Here is a 20,844-nt window from a genome sequence, read left to right as displayed (position 1 = left end):
ACTGTTATTTCAGCATACGTAATTCAGTTAAGCCGAGTGGCCCGGCTGGTGTCAAGAGACTACCTCGTGGTGACGCCGCGTGCGCACAGTCAGATAGAGGCGGTGAGCCGTGATGACCAAGGCCAGCCAGGCAATGCCAATGGCCCACGCGGCGAGTACATCCGTCAGCCAATGGTGGCCGAGGTAGACGCGGCTGAGGCCCATGGTCACAGCGAAGACGGCCGCAATGACCACCGTGATGACGCGGGCCCGGGTGGTTTTGAGCCTCAGGATAATCAAGTAGGCCACGATTCCAGCGATCACGATCGAGTTCAGGGAGTGGCCGCTGGGGAATGAAGCCGAATGTTCGTAGGGCGGGATCGCGTCTGCAAGGTCCGGGCGGGTTCGGCCAAAGAGCGGCTTTCCCAGCACCGTGATCAGGAGCGAACCCAAGCCTGCTGCGAGCATCAGAATGACCGGAGTCCAGGAGCGCCTGCGGGTTGCCAGGAAAATCATGATGCCCACGGCGATGAGCGGCATGCCAACGGTGCCGCCGACATTTGTATAGGCGGTGACGGCTGAGTCCACAGCGGGGGAGCGGACGGACTTGGCAGCTTCCAGGACGGGGTGGTCCAGGTTTGCGACGCCGTTGGCTTCCGTGACGGACTCATAGACCTCCCCGAAGGCCAAAGCCAGCGCCAACGTGACACCAAGTCCCACCAGGAGTGTGATGATGAGGGCTGCGTAAGGGCCCAGGAACTTGGTGACCCGCTCCGCGCCCTTTGCCAAGGTCTGGCCCGCCGGGGACTTCCACCGCGTCAGGTCCTGGCCGGCGACGAAGCGGTCCTGGTTTACTTCACCCCGTACGCCCTGTTCTGCGGGGCTGTTTCCTTCAGTCGTCACTCTCGTCCCCTATCGTGGCGGCTTCGATATTAGTGAGTAACCTTAGCATTTTTGGGTTTTCGGGCACTTCTTCGGCGATGTAAAGGGCTTAACTACGCGGAGAGGAAGGGAGTGCCTTGGTTCCCAGGTTCCGCAAGGAGCCCTTCAGCACATTGCTGCCCTTGATCTGTACAAGGCAGCTCACGCCGCCGTCTGCGTCTCGTGAAAGCAGTTCGAGTTTCGCCTCATAGCGGCTGAAGGCATCTGCTGTGTAAGCATCGGCCTGCGAATGACAGTTCCCCGCCTCGGCGCCAGGGCCCGTATACACCACTTCAGCTGTATGCGGTTGGTCGCAGCTGACATCGCGGTCCGCAAAACGGTCCCAGCACTGCCTGAGCGCGGCGTGCTCCTGACCGGATAGGCCATTCTGGATGGTGGCGGTAAGACCTGGGGGGACAGCCACCACGCACCCCACGCTGTCCTGCACTGTGGGAACAAGGTCATGCCGCAAGGTGTCGGCCGGGACATTTCCTCCCGCGAACTGGGTCAGCGCCTGAAGATCGCAAGGACCAGCGTCCGAAACCAGCTCGGCCGCATGCGTCCGGTCGCAGGACGCGGACGCCCACGACCCATCCAGGCAGTGTCCCTCAACAGCAGTCGGGCCAGGATCCGCGGATTTCGAGGTTTCGGTTCGAACGCTTGCCTGGCTCGATGCGGCTGTGCTTTGCGCAGGTACACTCGCTGCCCCCAGACCTGAGGATGGTCCGAAGAACTGCAGCACAAATGTGGCAACCGCCACTATCAGAGCAGCAATTGTTGCGAGGGCGGCCATTGTCCCCAGATTCAGCCACGATTTCTTGGCGGGAGGACGCTCAGGTGGGGCTGGGATGTTCATAGGCGTCAGTCGACAACGACGTCAGAGACCACAGCCAGAATGGACTTGGAATCACTCGATTGGGTGTTATCCAAGGACAATTCAATTTTTAGTGCGTTAACACCCTTGGCCGGCACAGAGATTTCCTGAATGGTGTTGAAAGGAACCTTGCGCACATCGAGTTGCTTGCCGTTGCCGACAACCCGGACCAGAAGAATCTTGTCCGAAGACTTGGAATCGTTTGCCTGGCCTACGTTGAATGTCAAGCTGTTGAAGTTATTTGCCAAGCGCAGTTCAAGGGTTTCCGGGCTTCCGTAGCTGCTGATGGTCGTGGCGATTCCGCTGACCCCGGATTTGTCGGCGACGTCATAACGGTTCTCAGTCCAGCTGCTCTCAGGTTCGAAGAAGTTGGACAACGACAATGACGAGCCTGCTTTTTCAGTGGCAAGGGCCCCTGAGGAAGCGCCCGCACTGGATGAGTTCGTGGCAGTTGGACGCGTCGACGACTGGCTCTTGGAAGGCGAAGGACTGGAGCTCGCAGAAGCAGAAGCTGACTGACTGGTTGCGCTTTGACTGGGCGTAGTGGACTCCGGTTGCTCGGAGGTTGTCGGCGCCGGTGCGGCCGGGGCAGCGCAGGATGAAGTTGCCACAGCCGCGGCAACGATAAGGACAGCTTTGAGGCCCGCGATACGTTGTTTCAAAAGATCCCCTTTTCTCCAAGCGGGCAGCACAGTCTCGGCTTTCCACACCCCTGGTTCATACCGGCATTGTGGTATTCCCCAAACTAAGGCCATGATGCCATCTGCTTGAGAAATCCATCGCTATTCTGCGGATTATGTCGCCGGTAAATTCACCTCTGGTGGTTCGCTTCGCAAGCCAGGCTCGGGCAGAATGACCTCAACTGAAGGAGTTCGCATGCACGACATTCTGACATCCAGGTTCTTGTTCGGTCCCGGTCCGAGCAATTGCTACCCCGAAGCCATGGCCGCTCTGGCCTACCCGGTGCTGGGCCACCTTGATCCGGTGTTCATCGAGCGCCTCGACCACACCTGCGAGGGGCTACGGACAGTGTGGGGCACGGCCAACGCGCGGACCCTTCCGTTGAGCGCCACCGGTTCCGGCGGTATGGAAGCGGCGTTCGTGAACACCGTGTCCGACGGCGACGTGGCAGTCATCGCCGTCAACGGACTTTTCGGGGCGCGCATGTGTGAGGTCGCCCGGCGCTGCGGGGCGACGGTCATCCGGGTGGACCACGAGTGGGGCCAGCCGGTGGATGCCGACCGTGTCCTCTCCGCGCACCCGAACCCGAAGGTTATCGCCGCCGTCCATGCCGAGACGTCGGTCGGCGTGCTCTCGGACATTGCGGCCCTCGGAGCAGGGAAGGGCGACGCTCTGCTGATCACAGACGCCGTCACGTCCATCGGCGGGTTGGAACTTCGGGCAGACGACTGGGGTATCGACGTCGGATACGCCGGCACCCAGAAGTGCCTGGGTGTCCCGCCGGGACTCTCGCCCTTTACCGTGTCAGACCGCGCGTTCGAGCGCCGCGTCAAGGATCCCCGCTCCTGGTACCTCGACATTGGGCTGCTCGGTGGGTATGTCGGGGCTGCTTCAGGCGCGCGTACGTACCACCACACCGCTCCCGTCACCATGATCGCCGGGCTCGAGGCCGCCCTGGACCGGATTCTCGCGGAGGGGCTGGAGAACGTGCAGGCCCGGCACCGCGCCGCGGGCGCTGCTTTGCAAGGCGGACTGCAGGAGATGGGACTGGAACTCTTCGCCGCCGAGGGCTCACGCCTGCCGAGCCTCACCACCGTGAAAGTGCCCGACGGCGTCAACTCGGCGGCCGTCCGCGCTTACCTTTTGGAGCACTTCAGTATCGAGATTGGCTCGGGTGTAGGGGAGTTCGCGGACACGGTGTGGCGTATCGGCATGATGGGCCCGAATGCCAACAGTGCTTCGGTGACTTTGGTCCTGGGTGCGCTGAAAGAGGCCATCGCGAACGCCAGAGCCAAACGCTAGCTCACATTCCTCCCGCTTGAACCCAACGCTCGTTCACGTCCCTCCCGGATTTCCGGTTTCCTCTCTCACATCCCAAGGTGCGTTATCCGGCGTCGGTGGGGAGTTCCGAGGAGTCGCAAGCGGCTGAAGTTACCGGGACCGTGATTCGCAGGTATGCCGGGCTTTTGGACTCGATGCTTACGGTGGCTCCCACCGCATCCGTGCTGCGTGCCACCACCCAGCCTCCAGGGACATCATCCGTGCCCCCGAATTCCGGAAAGCCATGCTTGCCAAGGACAGGGTTGCCGGCCGCGAAGACATCCTCGAACTTCCGGGACGGCTCCACGATGTCCGCACTGCTCTTCACGCTCGCCGGCTGCAGGATGCAGAGGCCGTCGCCCGCCTTTGACATGGACGCCGGCTTGTCCTCACTCCAGGTGATCCCGGGCAGCTCTTGTTCCAAGGCGGCAATTAATTCGGTGCGAAGGGCGTCGTACTTGGCGAAGCTCTCGGCTACCGGGGCTGGAGTGAGGGTTGGGGAGTCACTTGTTTCCCGGGTCGGCCCGCCCGGCGCCTGGCTGCAGGCGGCCAGCGTGAGGGCGCAGGCCAAGACAACGGCCCATCTGCCCAGCTTGATGGTGTTTGGCATTCTTCCCCCGGTTTCCGTTGCGCTTGCCTGCGCGTTGATGCACGACGGCGGCAGTCACCACATGCTTTTACACTTGCCTTGCGTCCGGCCATGGGGAGAACGCCCCTGTGGATGGTGGTGAGCGAGGGTGCGGTTCAAGCGGGTGGGATGTGAGCGAGGGTCAGGTTTCGCGGGTGAGGATCCAGGTGTTGGTGCCGTCCTGGCGCTCGAACGTCACAGTTGTCACCAAAGCCTCGATCAGCGCCAGCCCACGCCCGGACTCAGCATCGGAATCCGGCATCGATGCCTGCATGTCGTCGGCGAACGGTTCCCGGGCATTGTGTGCGCTGACCCGGGCCACCAAGCGGGCAGGGCGCACGCTGATGTCGACGTCGATCTCCACCGGCTTCTCTGCCGCAGGGAGCGCGTGCTGCACGATGTTCGCCGCTGCTTCAATGACCGCAGTAGCGAACGTCATCCGGTCCATGTCCGGCACAAAAGAGGCGTCATCCCACAGGGCGTCCAGCTCGTTGTGGATGGACTCGATGGCTTCGTCGTTGGAGGGCCCGTGGAATCCCCGGCGGGCGACTACATCAGTCATTGCCGAAAGCGTCTTCGGCCGTGGGGTACGCGGTGAGGACCCGGTCCATGTTGGTCAGTTCCAGGACCATCTTGACCTGCGGCTGGACGGCGGCAATGCGCAGGTCGCCACCGGCCTGACGGGCAGCCTTGAGGCAACCGATGAGCGCCCCAAGCCCCGAGGAATCCATGAAGTCCGTCTCGGCCAGGTTGACCACCACGCGGCTCGAACCACCGGCTACTACCTCGGCCACCACTTCGCGAAGCTTGGGCGCGGCCACCATGTTCAGCCGGCCCACGCTCTTGACCTCCGCGTAGGAGTCCTTGACCTCATAGCTAAACTGCATCTGCATTCCTTTCTTCTTGGTGCTCAGGCCCACTTTGAGGCTCAAAACCCTTGTACAAAACTGCTTTGACCAGCACGCTCAGGACCACGAGGTCGAACGCCACCCACGCTACGTTCACCAAGGTGCCCAAGGGCTCCGACATTCCAGCGAGCAGCCGGATCAGGCCAACGATCAACGCCACTGTCAGCAGCACCGCCACGATGATTTGAGGCCGGATCAAGCTCCAACTGGGTCCGCCGCTCTGCCGGGCTTTGGGGGTGACCGCAAACCCAAGGGGACGGCCGAACCAAACGTTCCGTGCCGCCGTCGTGCACGCTTTGATCCAGGTGGGGAACAGCGCGAGGCTGTACTGCTGCCCGCGCCAGGTGGGGATACCGTGCCCGGCCACCAGGAACAGCAACTGGTTCACCACCATGAACGGGATGAAGCGGATGAAGAAGTCGTAGCTGAGGCTGCTCACCGGGAGGATGCCGAGCGTCAGGTAAATGATCGGCGCGGCGAAATACACGACGGCGGCAAAACCGCTGAGGTAGCTCCACATCGTCGAGAAATACATGAGCCGCTGTCCCCACGTGAGCCGGCGCTGGACCAGTGGATTCTCGCGCAGGAGGACCTGGATGGTGCCCTGGGCCCAACGAAGGCGCTGGGTGAGCATGGTCTTGAGGTCCTCGGGCGCGAGGCCGTTGGCCAGGATCTCGTGGTGGTAGACGCTCTTCCAGCCCAGCCCGTGCAGGCGCATCGCGGTGGCCATGTCCTCGGTGACCGAGATGGTGGCCAGCGGCATGATCGGCTGGGCTTCGTCCGTGCGCTCGACAGAGATGGCGTCCAGGACCGCGTGGACGGATTCGAGGGCACCCAACGGCGACCAGTCACGACCGGACATACGGTCGACGGCATCACTGGCCAAAGTGGTGACGCCCGACTCCCCGACGTGGGCAAGTTCCATCGCGGCGATCTCTTCGAGGTCCGATTGCAGCGCGGAGAAGTCCGCGGCCACAAGGGTGCGAACGGCGTCGTCCACTTTGCGGCGTACCCGGAACGTGATCTCACTCAGGGACGCGCCGGCGTCGAGTTCCTTCTGGGCTGATTCGGTGGCGGCTTCCACCTCGTTCAGCATCTGCTCCACCAACGGGTTCTCGGCTTCGGGGGAGCGGCGTGCCTTCTTGATGGCGGTGCGCGAGGCGGCGAGGGCCCGGCGGATGCTCTTCTCCGTGGCCTTCACATAGCCCACCAGGCCCAGCTGCATGAGGGCTTCCCGGCGGAGGATGGCGTTGGAGCCGCAGAAGAACGCAGCGTTCCAGCCGTCCTTGCCCTGCTGGATAGGGCCGTAGAAGAGGGGTGCCTGGCTGCCCAGGGGATCGTCGGCGGGGACGTTGATGAAGTACTGCGGGGTCTGGACCAACGCAACGCGGTCGTCGTTGAAGTAGCCCAGCGTCTTGTCCAGGATGTCCGGCTCGGGGATCTGGTCGGCGTCGAGAATCAACAGGTATTCGCCCGAGGTGAGCATCAGCGCGTTGTTCAGGTTGCCCGCCTTGGCGTGCCGCGGCATGTTGGGCGTCCAGTCCGCCGTGCGTGTCACATAGCCAATCCCGTGGGCTTCGGCGAGTTCACGCATCTCGGGCCGGTTGCCGTCGTCGAGAATCCAGGTGCTGTGCGGCCAGGTGATCTTCTTTGCAGCCAGGGCCGTGGTCAGGACGAGATCCAGTGGCTCGTTGTAGGTGGTGATGAAGACGTCCACCGTTGCATCCGATGGTGCCGGGGCTGGTGGTTTGCGGAACTTGATGTTCCACACCGTCAGGCCGAACAGCATCACGTCGATGAGGCTGTACGTCTCGGCCATCACCAGCGGGACCGCGATCCACCAGGCATCCCAGTTCAGCGACGCCATCCAACGCCAGGCCACATAGTTGACGCCCAGAATTACTGTCAGGACTACGATCAACCGGGTCCAGAAACGTGTCACAATCCCCCCTTTGTGGCTTTAGTGCGTTGCGTCAGGTTTACGGCGAACGACGACGGCGGTCACGTCGTCTTCGGCTGTTGCGGCTGGTGCCAGCTCCAGCAGGGCAGCGCAGACGTCGTCCGAGGTAGGGCCGGTGCGCGCCGCCTTCTCGACGTTCCGCACGAAGTCTTCCAACGACTCATGGGCGTCCAGCACCCCATCGCTGACGATCACCAGGGAATCGCCGGGCTCAAGTTCCAGTTCCGAGGCCGGCCAGTGCTGGCCATCGAGGATGCCGACGGGTGGGCCGGCCGAGATGAGCCTTTGTGCGGTCCCCTCTGCCGGGATGTGCAGCGCGAGCCCGTGTCCGGCGTCGATGTAGCTGAGCTTCCCGGAGGCGCTGTCCAGGCGTGCGTGGAACATGGTGGCGAAGGAGCCGGACTGGTCCAGGTCGGAGGCGATGGTGAGGCTGGCCGAGGCGAAGGCATCAGCGATGGCCGGGGTGTCGGCCACGGAGCGCATCACGGCCCGGACGGTGGCGGCGATCAGCGCGGCGCCCATTCCTTTGCCCATCGCGTCGGCGAAGGTCAGGTGCATGCCGTCGCGGGTCTGGTACCAGTCGTAGAAGTCCCCGCCAACGCTGCGCGTCGGACGGAAGGCGCCAGCGACGTCGTATCCTTCCAGGCGGACTGTCTCGCGCGGGAGGAGGCTTTGCTGCACGACGGCCGCCCGCTCAAGTTCGTCGACCTGGCGCGGGTCCTCCGCAGGGGCGGCGGGCGTCCGGGCCCGACGGAACAGTGCACGGATGCGGGCCTGGAGCTCCCTTGGGCTGAAGGGTTTGTTGATGTAGTCGTCCGCGCCGGTATCCAGGCCGTTGAGGCGGTCGATCTCGTCGGCGCGGGCCGTGAGCATCAAGATGTACGCGTCCGAAAATTCGCGGAGGCGGCGGCAGACTTCCATGCCGTCGATGTCCGGGAGGTTGATGTCCAGGGTCACCAGTTCGGCGTTCGTCCGGCGGACGGCCTCGACGCCGGAAAGACCGTCGGGCGCTTCTGTCACCACAAAGTCGAGCTGCTCAAGGACCAGGACGAGGAGGCCGCGAATGTCGGCGTCGTCTTCGACAACGACGGCATGGCGCGGGGGCGAGGTTGAGACCATGGCTCCATTAACTAATGCTGCTGGGTATTTGTCACGTTTAGTCACGTCAAATGAAACGCCCGCTCACTTTTGGTGAGCGGGCGTTACAAGATTTGTGCAGTTATGTGAGCGAGCGATCGGCTCAAGCACGTGGGACGTGCAGGAGCGATCGGCTCAAGCACGTGGGACGTGCAGGAGCGTCCGGCTCAAGCGCGGGGGATGTGAGCGAGGGTTAGACGCCCAGCAGCTCTTCCTTCAGCGCCTGGACGTGGCCCTGCGCGGAGACCTGGTACTGGGTCAGACGGACAAGTCCTTCGCCGTCCACGACGACAGTGGAGCGCACCAGGCCTTCAACGATCTCGCCGTCGACCAGCTTTTCGCCCCATGCGCCGTAAGCCAATGCCACGGCGTGGTCTTCGTCGGAGAGCAGCGGGAAGGTCAGGGCGAAGTCACCGGTGAACTTGGCGAGGGCTTCGGGGCCGTCGGGGGAGATCCCGAGGACTTCGTAGCCGGAGCCCTGCAGGCTGGCGAGGTTGTCGCGGAAGTCGCAAGCCTCGGTGGTGCAGCCGGGGGTGGCTGCCTTCGGGTAGAAGTACACAATGACGTTGCGTCCGCGGTAATCGGACAGCGAGACCTTGTTGCCGTCGGCGTCGAGCAGCGTGAAGTCAGGTGCTTGCGTTCCGACGATGAGTTTCTGGGTCATGGCGATCCTTTACATTCAACCGGTGTGCACCGGCGTTTGGTCATTCAAAATAAAGCGGATTCGAGATGTAGAACAGCGAACCTAGATGCTGTATTCCGCGGGTCCGCGCACTGTGGCATAGGGGCCTGGCACGAACTGGTAGCCACCACCACGGACGGTGGCGACGGTGTGGCGCGCGGAGCCGAGCTTCCGCCGCACCCTTCCAACATAAACGTCGATCGAGCGAAAAGCCGCGCCGGGAAGGTCAAATGACTCCAGGAAACGTTGCAATTCTTCACGACTGATGGCCCGCGAGCAGTTCACCACCAGGTAGCGCAGCAGCTTGTATTCCATGCCAGTAAAGGAAACCGGCTCGCCGTCAAGCAGGACTACTTCAGCAGCGAGGTCCACCGCAAGTTGGCTGCGACGGCTCGCCAACGTTACGGGCTCGACGGCGGTGCTGCCGCCCACTTCGGTGCGGTTGCCGACGTCGGGCGCGGTTTTGGACCGGGCCTCAGCGAGGGCATCGGCGAGGGTGAGCGAGCCGTTGGTACCGGCGTCGGCGGCTTCCTGCGGAGTGCCGCCCCAGGAAGTGTCGCCGACGCCGGAGTGCTGTGCCCCGATGGCGGGCCAGATGCGGACTTCCGCCTCCGGGGCAAGTTTCATGGCGCGGGCCAGCACAAGTCGTGCTGCCCGCTCCCAAATTTCAGGATCCACGGGGTCGCCCTCGGCCGGGTTGACCCAGAGCGCGAGACCGTGTGCTGTCAGGCCTTGCTGCCGCGCGGCCCCCGGCGCTCCGTTGCTGGAGCGCCTGGGAAACCGTGCGGGCGGCGGCCCATAGGCATTGACTGCCATGGTGGTTGGCCTAAACGTTGCCGCGGCGGAGCAGCTTGCCGCCGGGGTTCTGGCCGTCGATCGGGGTGCCGCGCAGGTAGGTCTTGCGGACCACGCCGGCCAGCGGACGGCCGTCGTACGGCGTGATCGGGTTCTTGTGCTTGAGCTTGGTGACGTCCACAACGAAGGCTTCGTCCGGGGCGAAGATGGAGAAGTCGGCGTCGTAGCCCAGTGCGAGCTGGCCCTTGTTGTGCAGGCGGGCCAGGGCCGCGGGCTTCTCAGCCATCCACGAGACGACCTGTTCCAGCGGGATGCCGCGGTGGCGCGCTTCGGTCCAGATCAGGGACAGGCCCAGCTGGAGGGAGGAAACGCCGCCCCAGGCCACTGCGAAGTCACCGTTCTCCAGGTCCTTCAGGTCCAGTGTGGAGGGGGAGTGGTCCGAGACGATGCAGTCGATGGTGCCGTCCTGCAGGCCCTTCCAGAGGAGCTCGCGGTTGGAGGCCTCACGGATGGGCGGGCAGCACTTGTAGGCCGTGGCGCCGTCGGGGATTTCTTCGGCCATGAGCGTCAGGTAGTGCGGGCAGGTCTCAACGGTGAGGTTGACGCCGTCGCGCTTTGCCGACGCGATCATGGGGAGCGCGTCTGAGGAGGAGAGGTGGAGGATGTGGGCGCGGGCGCCGGTCCAGCGGGCTCGTTCGATGACCTCGGCGATGGCCTTGTTCTCAGCACCGCGGGGGCGGGAGGCGAGGAAGGTTTCGTAGTGGTCGCCGCCGGGGTGCGGGGCGCGGTCGATCGCGTGGGAGTCCTCGGCGTGGACGATCATGAGGGAGTCGAAGGACTTCAGTTCCTTCATGTCCTCTTCCATCTCGTCCGCGTCCAGGTGCGGGAATTCGTCCACGCCGGAGTGCAGGAGGAAGCACTTGAAGCCGAAGACGCCTTCGTCGTGCAGCGGGCGGAGGTCGGCCTTGTTGCCCGGGATGGCACCGCCCCAGAATCCGACGTCCACGAATGCCTGGTCCTTGGCGACCACGCGCTTTTGCTCCAGGCCGTCGACGGTGGTGGTGGGCGGGATGCTGTTCAGCGGCATGTCGATGATGGTGGTCACGCCACCGGCAGCAGCGGCACGGGTGGCGGAGGCGAAGCCTTCCCACTCGGTGCGGCCGGGCTCGTTGACGTGGACGTGGGTGTCGACCAGGCCGGGGATGAGGGTTTCGTCGTCTGCGAGTTCGATGACCTCATTGCCCGTCAGGCCGTTGCCCAGGGGTTCGATGGCGACGATTACGCCATCGCGGATGCCAACTTCGCGTGCAGCGAGGCCGGCAGTGGTCAGGATGCGCTGTCCCCGGATAACGAGGTCATAGGCGCCGATTGCTTCAGACATTGAGGTACTCCTTGTTTTCGGTCCGTTCCGCCAGGTACACGCCTATGTGCTTACCTAATTGTTCAAGCAACGGACCTGCTTCAGCGATACATTTTTGGACGTCTTTTTCCAGGTCGGTCAGGGCGTGGACCGTGTGGAAACCGGCGTCGTTCAGTTGTTCCCGGCTCAGCGTACTCCGGCCGCAGACTGCGATCACGGGAACGCCCTGCCGCGTTGCTGCCCTGGAGACACCCATGGGGGTCTTGCCGAGCAGGCTTTGTTCGTCCAGGCTGCCTTCACCGGTGATCACCAGATCGGCGCCCTTCAGCTTGTTCTCCAGCTCAGTGAATTCAAGCACGACGTCGATACCCGGCCGCCGCTCTGCCTTCAGTGCCGCGATGGCAATGTAGCCAACGCCACCAGCCGCTCCAGCGCCTTCTGCTTTGGCCGCAAACTTGGCGTGTTGCCCGGTTGCTGCGGCGAGGACGTCGACGAAGTGGCTTGCGGCGGCATCCAGTTCGGCGACGTCGTCCGGCGTCGCGCCCTTTTGCGGACCGAAGATGGCTGGGGCTCCGCTGGCCCCCAAAAGGGGATTGTCGACGTCGGACGCCAGCACGAACTCTGTTGCTTCGATCCGTACGTCGAAGTTGGCGAAGTCGATGCTGTCGAGCTGGGCGAGGGCGGCGCCGCCGCCGGGGAGCTCGTTGCCGTTCTTGTCCAGGAAGACGGCCCCGAGGCCCTGCAGGACTCCGGCTCCGGCGTCGGTGTTGGCGCTGCCGCCGACGCCGAGGATGATCTTCCGGCAGCCGAGGTCCAATGCGGCGCGGATCAGTTCGCCCGTGCCGATGCTGTTGGCGGTCTTGGCTGTTTTCGACGTGGGGCCCTCGGGGAGGAGGGCCAGGCCGGAAGCTGCCGCCATTTCGATGACAGCTTCCTCGCCGCGGATGGCGAAGTCGGCCTTGACCGGTTCGCCGAGGGGGCCGGTGACGGTGGTGGTCCGGCGGCTGAAGCCGGAACCGATGGCGGCGTCGATGGTTCCTTCGCCGCCGTCGGCCACCGGAATGCGTGTTGCTTGTATGCCCTGGCCGAAGCCCACCAGCAGGCCTGTTGCCAGGTGCTCGGCGACCTCGGGCGCGGACAGCGAGCCCTTGAATTTGTCCGGGGCGATGACAACACGCATTCCGGTGCCTCCTTACTGTTTCTCTTTAGGCCTTGGTCAGGATCGCGGTGGGTGCGTCCGCAGCGGTCTCGGCCAGCTCTTCGAACTCGTTCACGCCGTTGATCTCAACGCCCATGGAGATGTTGGTGATCTTTTCCAGGATTACTTCAACAACCACGGGAACCTTGAATTCGCCGGCCAGTGCCTTGGCCTTGTCGAAGGCGGCGGGCAGGTCGTTCGGGTTCTCAACACGGATGGCCTTGCAGCCCAAGCCTTCGGCAACCTTGATGTGGTCCACGCCGTAGCCGTTGGTCTCCGGGGAGTTGATGTTCTCGAAGGCCAGGGAAACGTTCTGCTCCATGTTGAAACCGCGCTGGCTCTGACGGATCAGGCCCAGGTAGCTGTTGTTCACCACAACGTGGATGTACGGCAGGTTGAACTGTGCGCCCACAGCCAGTTCTTCGATCATGAACTGGAAGTCGTAGTCACCGGACAGGGCAACAACGGTGGCGTCCGGGGTGCCGCGTACAACACCCAGGGCTGCCGGAGCGGTCCAACCCAGCGGACCGGCCTGGCCTGCGTTGATCCACTTGCGGGCACCAAACACGTGCAGCATCTGGGCACCGGCGATCTGCGACAGACCGATGGTGGACACGTAGGTGGTGTCCTTGCCGAAGGCCTTGTTCATCTCCTGGTACACGCGCTGCGGCTTGATGGGCACGTTGTCGAAGTTGGTCTTGCGGTGCAGGGAACCCTTGCGCTCCTGGCACTCGGCAACCCAGCCCGAGTAGTCCGGCAGGGTCTTGGCTGCCTGGCGCTCGCGTGCCAGCTCCAACAGACCGTCCAGCGCCGCACCGGCGTCGGACGCAATGCCCAAGTCGGGGGAGAAAACGCGACCGATCTGGGTCGGCTCGATGTCGATGTGCACGAACTTACGGCCTGCCGTGTAGGTGTCCAGGCCGCCGGTGTGGCGGTTGGCCCAACGGTTGCCGATGCCGATCACGAAGTCGCTCTGCAGGAAGGTCTCGTTGCCGTAGCGGTGCGAGGTCTGCAGGCCAACCATGCCGGCCATCAGCTGGTGGTCGTCCGGGATGGCGCCCCAGCCCATCAGGGTGGGGATGACAGGAACGTTCAGGATCTCGGCCAATTCAACCAGCTGGGCCGAAGCGCCGGCGTTGATGATGCCGCCACCGGCAACGATCAGCGGGTGCTTGGCTGCGGTCAGCAGGTCCAGTGCCTTTTCCAGCTGCTTGCGGGAAGCCTTGGGCTTCTCCACGGGCAGGGGCTCGTAGGCGTCGATGTCGAACTCGATCTCGGCCATCTGCACGTCGATGGGCAGGTCCAGCAGAACCGGACCCGGACGACCCGAACGCATTACCTGGAAGGCCTTCTGGAAAGCTCCGGGAACCTGGCCCGGCTCCAGGATGGTCATGGCGAACTTGGTGACCGGCTTGGCGATGGACTCGATGTCCACGGCCTGGAAGTCTTCCTTGTGCAGCTTGGCAACGGGTGCCTGGCCGGTGATGCAGAGCATCGGGATGGAGTCGGCCTGGGCTGCGTAGAGGCCCGTGATCATGTCGGTGCCGGCGGGGCCCGAGGTGCCGATGCAGACGCCGATGTTGCCATCAGCTGCGCGGCTGTAGCCGTCGGCCATGTGGCTGGCGCCTTCAACGTGGCGGGCCAGCGTGTGGCGGATGCCGCCGTGGGCACGCATTGCCGAGTAGAAGGGGTTGATTGCTGCGCCTGGCAGGCCGAACGCCTCGGTGGCGCCTTCCTTTTCCAGGATGGCTACGGCCGCATCAACGGTACGCATCTTTGCCATGGTGTGCTCCTTGAAATCTTGGGTTCGCCCCGGGTTGGGGGCGGAAAAAGGGTGTGGTGAGGGAGCCGCCGTCGTTATTTACGACGGCGGGTTCCCTTGGTTTGGTGCTTAGTGCCTTACTTGCGGCCGCTGAGCTGGAGGACCTGCTTGAAGAGGCCCGAGTGGTCGAGTCCGCCGTCGCCTTGGTTGACGGTTGCGGCGACGAGCTGCGCGACGACGGCGCCGAGCGGGACGGCGACGTTGGCTTCGCGGGCTGCGGAGGTGACGATGCCCAGGTCCTTGTGGTGGAGGGCGAGGCGGAAGCCGGGGTCGAAGTTGCGGTCGAGCATCTTCTGGCCCTTCTGGTCCAGGACCTTGGAGCCGGCCAAGCCGCCGCCGAGGACCTTGAGAGCTGCGTCGGTGTCTACGCCGTAAGCCTCGAGGAAGGCGATGGCCTCGCCGAGAACCTGGATGTTGACGGCGACAATGAGCTGGTTGGCTGCCTTGACGGTCTGGCCGGAGCCGGACGGGCCGACGTGGACGATGGTCTTGCCCACTGCGTTGAGGACATCCTGTGCTGCCTCGAAATCTGCTGCGTCGCCGCCGACCATGATGGAGAGAACGGCGTCGATGGCGCCCTGTTCGCCGCCGGATACCGGGGCGTCAAGGGGGCGGATGCCTGCTTCTACTGCTTCTTCCGAGAGGCGCTTGGCGACGTCCGGGCGGATGCTGGAGGCGTCGATCCACAAGGTGCCCTTCTTGGCGTTGGCGAAGACGCCGTCCTTGCCGCTGACTACACCCTCAACATCGGGGGAGTCCGGCACCATGGTGATGACGACGTCGGCGTCCTTGACTGCGTCCGCGATGGAGCTGGCGCCCTGGCCGCCTTCGGAGACGAGCTTGTCGATCTTGTCCTGGCTGCGGTTGAAACCGGTGACCGTGTGGCCTGCCTTGACGAGGTTGATGGCCATGGGGAGGCCCATGATTCCGAGGCCGATGACTGCAACGTTGCTCATTGTGGTTCTCTTTCTAAAGTCTTTTTAGCTCAGGTGTGCTTGTTGAGCTGGGTGCTTAGTTGGCTGCGGCGCGCTGGCGGATGGCCCAGCTGAATGCCGTCTCCTGCGGTTCCTTGTATTCCAAACCGATGTAGCCCTCGTAGCCGAGTTCGCGGCTGCGGGCGATCCACTCGCCGAGGGGGAGGTTGCCGGTGCCGGGGGCGCCGCGGCCGGGGTTGTCGGCGATCTGGATGTGGCCGAAGTCCTTGGCGTGGTTCTCGATGACGGATTCGACGTCGTCGCCGTTGACTGCCAGGTGGTAGAAGTCGGCGAGGAGCTTGATGTTCTGTGCACCGGATTCTGCCTTGACGCGGGCGATGACCTTGAGTGCGTCTTCGGCGGTGAGGAGCGGGTACTTGGGTGTGCCGCTCACCGGCTCGAGGAGCACAGTTCCGCCGATACGTGCGACGCCGGCAGCTGCTGCGGCGAGGTTCTTGGCGGCGAGTTCGTCCTGCTCTTCAGGGGTGAACTCGTCCTGGCGGTTGCCGTAGAGGGCGTTGAAGGCCTTGCAACCCAGGCGCTCACCGATGCCGGCGACGACGTCGATATTGTCCTTGAATTCGGAGCAACGTCCCTTCCAGGAAACGAGGCCGCGGTCGCCGCCGGGCATGTTGCCGGCGTTGAAGTTCAGGCCCGTGAGCTGAACGCCGGCGTCCTTGATGGCGTTCTCGAACTCGGTTACTTGGGCGTCTGTGGGGACGGAGGTCTCGAAGGGCCACCAGAACTCGACGGCGTCAAAACCGGCTGCCTTCGCGGCGGCGGGGCGCTCGAGCAAGGGCAGCTCCGTCAGGAGGATGGAGCAGTTCACTGTGTACGTCATCGTAGGTCCTTCCGAGGAGGGGCTTTGATCTATCTTCCTGTGTGCTTCTTGTTGGCCGTGGTGTTTGGCTTCGTTTCCGCTTTGTGGAATTTAGATTCTGCTTTATGAAAAGTTTAGGGAAGGTGGGGGTGCGAGTCAAGGGGGTGGTTGGGGAGGCGGGGGTTTGGGATACCAAGGGTGGGCACTTGAGGTGTCTTGCTGTCCTGTGGCGCGTCTTCATTTCAGCCGTGCAAGGTACCTTCGCTGGCTTTGGGCGGACGCTCCAGGGAGGTGGGCGTTGACTTCGCTCACTTCCTGCGTGTCGGGTGCACCGTAGGATTGCCATTGCGCCAGATACAACTGCAGCCCGCTCGCCGGTAATTCACGAATAGCTACACCAGCGGTCAGGGACGGGTTATCCGCTGGCCCCGGCAACGCGCTTGGGGCAGGGGCGAGCATGATTGGAAGGAACCGGGGAACTTGAAATGACCGCGCGGAAGTGGATCAAGCCGTCGCCTACCACGTGACCATTCAAAGCGCTGTGTAGGGTCGACGCAACAGGTCTCTTGGTGACATGACGAGCAGCCAAAGTGACCTCCAATTCACGACTTTGGGTCACTGCCCGCCAGCGGGTTTCGACAGGCTTACGGTGGTCCGGTATACCCGCCGCATCCTCAGACTCTTTCATCGTCCAGGGATCCTTCCAGTCCGTATGCTCCGATGTCCGACAATTTGTCGATGACATCGAGGCAGCGGTCCCGGATCTCGGCGTTCCCTTGTTTGTATAGGCGTAGGACGATTGCTATGAGGTGGGTGCTGATGAGCGCCCCCTCCAGTCTTATGTCCCCCAAATCAGGACCCTTGACGTCCACCGCCCGTTCGCAGGCCTCGATCGTGGATAACGGCAGGAGGACCCTGCTGCGGTCCAGCGAGGCAAACAGGTTCTCCATGTGTTCTGGGAAAGCGGGGCTTTGGACGAATTCGTGCACGAGCAATTCTGCTGAATCAGTGGTCACTTCGTGGGTATTACGCACGGCACGTGCGGCACTTTTGCGAACGTTGCTATCCTCGTCGTTCAAAAGTTGAATCAGTACGTCCAGGGCAGCTCCCGGGGAGTGGAAGAGGCTCTTTGCTACCCCGGAACGGGCGGCCGCACTAAGGCCGGAAAGTTCTTTCGGGGCCGGGGTCTCCAAGGCGCCGTTTACATAGGCGACAATCCAAGGGTATCCCGCCCTTTTAGCAGTGGATTCATTGGCCAAAAGGGCCCGGCAGAGGTGGCGTGCGAAAGTCTTTGGGCGCCTCAGGCACGCATGCTTCAGGAGTTCGGTCGTTTCGCGTGCGTCGAAAAGTTCCGCCGGCGAGTCGTCAAACATTGATTCGGCGATGTCCAGCGCTTCATCGGGGATTGTGTTGAACAGTGCGAGAATGGCTTCTGCGGTGCGAACCTTTACGGCCAGAATCGGATCCCTGGCCAGTTTTCGCACGGTCTCCAGTAGCAGTGCGGAGTAGCGGGGTTGGGTGAAGAGAACACGCGCCAGACAACCGGCGGCGGCACCCCGGGTGCAGTTCAGACCGGCCATCGACAGGTCTCCGTTATAGGCCCCTGCAGTCTCACGCGCTGGGTCGTCATCTGAGGAGCAGGAGATGATCAACTCGATAAGGTCGTCTGTTGCTTCGGGAGCAACGTCGCGGATGCCGGCGCAGATGTCTCGGCCCAGGTTCTGTCCGGCTAGTTGGCGTCCGTGCACGCACAACCTTGAGAACAGCTCGATGGGAATTTTCCCGGCAGCGGAGCGGATTACTGACCCCACGTGCGCCGCATGTCTGGGATTATCTAGGCTCAGAGCCAGGTTTGCGAAGCGGGTTGGCTCGTCTGCTGTCTGCTGACCCAGCAACGCCGATAACTCTCGAATGCCCCCGCGGGGTCCGCCATGGTGGGACCAGTCGACAGTATCGCTTTCATGGGTGTGGATTGCTTCGATCCACTGAGCATCGGTTAGAAGATAGCGCGCCGACTCTGGCACGGGAGCTCCTACAACTTCTGCGGTCACTGGAAGTGGTGCGGCCGGTGACCGGTTCTCGAATTTGCGTTCCAGTTCCTGTAGACGGCGATTGACCGAGGTACTTCGGCGGTTGCGGTCGATGCCGCTTAACAGCTCGTACTGGGCGAACCCGAACGAACGACGCCCAAGGGGGCTCCTCTCGTAGTCTGTGTAGTAGCTGAGGAGAAGGTCACTAAGCTGTTTCAGGAGGCCTGAATCGCACGTCTTCGTTGCGGATTCAATTAGCTCACGTGACGCCCACCTAGAACTGTTCATGTATCCAAGATCTAGGTTTCGCGTGTCCGAGGATAGCCACTGAATGGATTCGTCCGCCATGGAAGAGGTGGCTAGTGCGCGGCAGGATAGAAACCGCAACTCCTCCAACTCGCTGGTCATTAGTGGGCGGAGTAGTTGCAGCAGTCCCGGCTCTCGCTGAGCAGCGAGGGTTCGCAGGGCAGTCTCCAAGCCGAAGAACAGTGCATCATCGATTCCCAAGGGTTCGCCGGGGAATCGGTAATGCCAACGGGTTCCGTGCAGTAAACCGCCATCCTCGCTGACTGCGCTTGCGTCCGCCAACACGCGTGTGACGAAGGGAAGTACCTCGGCGACGTAGTACTCCGGCGCGCCTGACGCGACTTTCAGTATTATGTCTTCGCCGCCCGACGAGGAGCTATTAGGCAAGTGGCCACTGTCGAAGGGGTCGGTAACGCCATCCCGGAGTGACAGAGCCGTCGCACGGCGCAGGTAGGCGCCAACGACACGAGCGGCGGCCGGGGGAGCTTCTTCGGCCAGTGAGTAGAGGATGGACCAAAAATCGCTGTTGACCGCTATCGGACCCCGGACGCCGTCAACGTGGCCTCCCTCCAGTAATTCGACCGTCAAAGGTGCGAGACCGGGAGACAAGGACCATGTCACGAGCCCGACACAGATGGACTTCCACAGGTCCGATTGGCCGACGTGCGGCTTTACCAACTGGGCTACTCGCTCTGGCCTAACCCGTGCGGCGGAAATGAGTTGGTTGGGGATCAGAGCAAGTTTTTCCTCGTCGGCCAACATCGCTTCCCAGTCGCCGGCCGTATCAGCGGCATCAAACCAAGCTGGAGATGACAGGAGTCCTAGCAATTGCCGTGAACGTCGGGTGGGTCCAAATGCAAGGGGTCTGACGGCTTGCCAATCCTCTGCGGTCGCATCCCATTGGCGCAGGAGCACTAGGGGGATATCCAGCAGGTGGGACCGGATCGATTGGCTGGAGAGCACGCTTACCACGCTAGAAAGGAACCCCTGCCGGTTCGTCTTGGCTAGGTATTCAAGGATCTGCCTGGTCTGGGCGCGCCGGAACAGGGCTTGGCCGGACTCCACAAGAAATTCCTCTAGGTCTCCGCCGTCGGCAACGAAAGCCTCCGCGAACAGATAGTCAAAGTAAGTTTCATGGAAGAAGGAGAGTGTTGAGCTTTCCTTGAAGAGCACACCGGACGAAATCAGCGCGTCCACTTCGGCCGGATCTGCCGAACGCAGTATGGCCGCAGGAGCCCGCAGCACTTCGTTCTGGCTCATGTGTGTGACCAGCCGTCCGGTAATGGCGTGCCAGTCAAGAGAACCCACCCGGGCTCGTACCTCGCGGGTTGTTTGTACCGTGAACCGTTCGTAGAGATCAGGGAGGGTCGAAAAGGACCCGGATCTTTCCGACGCGTCCAATCGGCTGAAGATCGCATAGTGGAGGGGCACTTCAAGCAGTTTCAAGGTCGGGGCATCAACACTTTTGGGATCAACGCCGGATCGGTCCAGCGCTTCGGCTACCTGGGCCGGGGTAAACCGGTCGATCCTCAGTTCCGAGACCCGTTCTTTGTCCGCCCGCAACCGCCCAAGTCTGGGATCCTCCTCCAGATCAACTGTGCGGACAACGAGAACCAACCTGAGGTTTGGATTGGCCGCAGCTTCTGCGAGCACCTCGTCGACAGCATCATAGTTGTCCTGCATCCGGCCGCTGTAGGTAGCAACCGCATCAAGCTGGTCGATGAACAGCGCGGCTGGCGAGCTGTCTGACACACCCGACAGTAGGACCGCCGGTGAAGCTGACAGCGCAGCTGCTTCGCCGAGTGCCGCCGAGGTATAAATGCCGGGTGACGTTCGGTCCATGCTGAGCACCCCGCAGAACCAGCCCATGACGGAGAGCCGCTCGAGGACGGAATCGACGAGGGTTGATTTGCCTGACCCTGCGTCCCCGTGAAGGAGCAGGATCTGTTGCCCGGCTGTTTCTGTCGCAACCAGCCAATTGATGACGCCGTCGATCCGAGCGTTATCCAGCAGGGGCGTGAAAGGTCTGAGCTGTGAAGTCCTTCTGTGATGCCGTTCGATTGTGGCCATCAGGGACTCAAGTGTCCTAGGATCCCCTACGAGATGCCGGCGTATGAACCCCTGCTGCTGCAAATGCGCCCAGGCTTCCGGTCCCGTCACAGTCCGGTGGAGTCGAGAAAGCAGCCAACCGGTGAGTTCATTCATGACGACTTCAGGGGTGCTGCTAAAGAGCAATTCGTACTTGGCCCGTACTAGCGATTCCAAGTCATGCTCAGTGTGCTGCTCAACATGAATATTGCGGAGGTGTCTCCATGCAGCGTCGTCGGGGATACCCCAGTGGGCCGCGATGGCTTCCAGATGCGATTCGGAGGATCCGGCCGCGATTTGTCGAAACTCTGGGAGGGTGGCCGAATCTCGGGCACGTGACGTAAGATCCGCTAGATCGGGT

General features: G+C 62.7%; 17 protein-coding genes. 1 reads left to right on the top strand and 16 read right to left on the bottom strand.

Annotated features, from left to right (window positions below; genetic code table 11):
- Window positions 1-51: 51 nt before the first annotated feature.
- The 3 genes from N5P29_RS17800 to N5P29_RS17790 all read right to left on the bottom strand — a co-directional run bounded on the left by N5P29_RS17800 (window position 52) and on the right by N5P29_RS17790 (window position 2,157).
- Window positions 52-882, bottom strand: coding sequence for a phosphatase PAP2 family protein (locus tag N5P29_RS17800; RefSeq protein ID WP_262276126.1), 831 nt, complete (start codon window positions 880-882; stop codon window positions 52-54).
- 88 nt (window positions 883-970) lie between these two features.
- Window positions 971-1,756 carry a hypothetical protein gene (locus tag N5P29_RS17795; RefSeq protein WP_262276125.1) on the bottom strand — a complete coding sequence of 262 codons (786 nt, stop codon included), beginning with the start codon at window positions 1,754-1,756 and terminating at the stop codon, window positions 971-973.
- A gap of 5 nt (window positions 1,757-1,761) precedes the next feature.
- Window positions 1,762-2,157 carry a hypothetical protein gene (locus N5P29_RS17790; protein WP_262276124.1) on the bottom strand — a complete coding sequence of 132 codons (396 nt, stop codon included), beginning with the start codon at window positions 2,155-2,157 and terminating at the stop codon, window positions 1,762-1,764.
- A 493-nt stretch (window positions 2,158-2,650) separates the two neighbouring features.
- Here N5P29_RS17790 and N5P29_RS17785 point away from each other — a divergent pair, with 493 nt between their 5' ends.
- Entirely contained in the window at window positions 2,651-3,757 is a 1,107-nt protein-coding gene (locus N5P29_RS17785; RefSeq protein ID WP_262276123.1) for a pyridoxal-phosphate-dependent aminotransferase family protein, read from the top strand.
- A gap of 82 nt (window positions 3,758-3,839) precedes the next feature.
- On the opposite strand, the gene N5P29_RS17780 is transcribed toward N5P29_RS17785, so the two are convergent.
- The 13 genes from N5P29_RS17780 to N5P29_RS17720 form a co-directional block, all read right to left on the bottom strand.
- The gene (locus N5P29_RS17780; protein ID WP_262276122.1) at window positions 3,840-4,385 is read right to left on the bottom strand and encodes a hypothetical protein; all 546 of its coding nucleotides are present in this window, start codon (window positions 4,383-4,385) and stop codon (window positions 3,840-3,842) included.
- Between the two features lie 160 nt (window positions 4,386-4,545).
- Window positions 4,546-4,965 carry an ATP-binding protein gene (locus tag N5P29_RS17775; RefSeq protein ID WP_262276121.1) on the bottom strand — a complete coding sequence of 140 codons (420 nt, stop codon included), beginning with the start codon at window positions 4,963-4,965 and terminating at the stop codon, window positions 4,546-4,548.
- Window positions 4,958-5,290, bottom strand: a complete 333-nt coding sequence (locus N5P29_RS17770; protein WP_262276120.1) for an STAS domain-containing protein — start codon at window positions 5,288-5,290, stop codon at window positions 4,958-4,960. Before N5P29_RS17770 ends, N5P29_RS17775 begins: the two co-directional genes overlap by 8 nt.
- Complete coding sequence (locus N5P29_RS17765; RefSeq protein WP_262276119.1) at window positions 5,280-7,253, bottom strand: glycosyltransferase family 2 protein; 1,974 nt, start codon at window positions 7,251-7,253, stop codon at window positions 5,280-5,282. Before N5P29_RS17765 ends, N5P29_RS17770 begins: the two co-directional genes overlap by 11 nt.
- Window positions 7,254-7,271: 18 nt before the next feature.
- Window positions 7,272-8,390, bottom strand: a complete 1,119-nt coding sequence (locus tag N5P29_RS17760) for a PP2C family protein-serine/threonine phosphatase (RefSeq protein WP_262276118.1) — start codon at window positions 8,388-8,390, stop codon at window positions 7,272-7,274.
- Window positions 8,391-8,601: 211 nt separating this feature from the next.
- On the bottom strand, window positions 8,602-9,072 hold the full coding sequence (gene bcp, locus N5P29_RS17755; RefSeq protein WP_144661287.1) for a thioredoxin-dependent thiol peroxidase: 471 nt from the start codon (window positions 9,070-9,072) through the stop codon (window positions 8,602-8,604).
- A gap of 81 nt (window positions 9,073-9,153) precedes the next feature.
- Window positions 9,154-9,906 (bottom strand): winged helix-turn-helix domain-containing protein, encoded by a 753-nt coding sequence (locus N5P29_RS17750; protein ID WP_262276117.1) that lies wholly within the window; start codon window positions 9,904-9,906, stop codon window positions 9,154-9,156.
- 10 nt (window positions 9,907-9,916) lie between these two features.
- Window positions 9,917-11,266, bottom strand: a complete 1,350-nt coding sequence (gene allB / locus N5P29_RS17745) for an allantoinase AllB (protein WP_018778733.1) — start codon at window positions 11,264-11,266, stop codon at window positions 9,917-9,919.
- Entirely contained in the window at window positions 11,259-12,425 is a 1,167-nt protein-coding gene (locus N5P29_RS17740; protein ID WP_262276116.1) for a glycerate kinase, read from the bottom strand. Before N5P29_RS17740 ends, allB begins: the two co-directional genes overlap by 8 nt.
- A 25-nt stretch (window positions 12,426-12,450) precedes the next feature.
- Window positions 12,451-14,226, bottom strand: a complete 1,776-nt coding sequence (gcl, locus tag N5P29_RS17735) for a glyoxylate carboligase (RefSeq protein ID WP_262276115.1) — start codon at window positions 14,224-14,226, stop codon at window positions 12,451-12,453.
- Between the two features lie 116 nt (window positions 14,227-14,342).
- Complete coding sequence (locus tag N5P29_RS17730) at window positions 14,343-15,221, bottom strand: 2-hydroxy-3-oxopropionate reductase (protein WP_262276114.1); 879 nt, start codon at window positions 15,219-15,221, stop codon at window positions 14,343-14,345.
- A 55-nt stretch (window positions 15,222-15,276) separates the two neighbouring features.
- Window positions 15,277-16,080, bottom strand: coding sequence for a hydroxypyruvate isomerase family protein (locus N5P29_RS17725; RefSeq protein WP_262276113.1), 804 nt, complete (start codon window positions 16,078-16,080; stop codon window positions 15,277-15,279).
- Between the two features lie 653 nt (window positions 16,081-16,733).
- Window positions 16,734-20,465 (bottom strand): NACHT domain-containing protein, encoded by a 3,732-nt coding sequence (locus N5P29_RS17720; RefSeq protein ID WP_262276112.1) that lies wholly within the window; start codon window positions 20,463-20,465, stop codon window positions 16,734-16,736.
- Window positions 20,466-20,844: the final 379 nt, after the last annotated feature.

Source organism: Paenarthrobacter sp. JL.01a (assembly GCF_025452095.1).
Lineage (GTDB): Bacteria > Actinomycetota > Actinomycetes > Actinomycetales > Micrococcaceae > Arthrobacter.
This window is presented reverse-complemented; position numbering and strand designations above follow the sequence as displayed.